Raw genomic sequence first — 255 nt, forward strand, 5'->3', positions numbered from 1 at the left:
TCACTGCACCCAGGCGCTTGGCTGTGGCAATCGCCTGCAAACCCGCCACGCCCGCGCCAAGAATCAGCACGCGCGCCGCTTTCACGGTGCCCGCAGCGGTCATCAGCATTGGCATGAAGCGCGGATAGTAATGCGCGGCCAGCAGCACGGCCTTGTAGCCGGCAATGTTCGCTTGAGACGACAGCACATCCAGGCTCTGGGCGCGGGAGGTACGTGGCGCAGCCTCAAGGGCGAAAGCGGTGATGCCACGTTCGG

The 255-nt window shown here is 65.1% G+C and carries 1 pseudogene; it reads right to left on the reverse strand.

The features are described from left to right. A pseudogene (locus tag Q7C33_RS29020) lies at positions 1–255 on the reverse strand (NAD(P)(+) transhydrogenase (Re/Si-specific) subunit alpha); the annotation flags it as partial.

Origin of the sequence: Pseudomonas sp. BP11-1-1 (genome assembly GCF_052112105.1) — a bacterium.
In the GTDB taxonomy this organism is placed as follows: domain Bacteria; phylum Pseudomonadota; class Gammaproteobacteria; order Pseudomonadales; family Pseudomonadaceae; genus Aquipseudomonas; species Aquipseudomonas alvandae.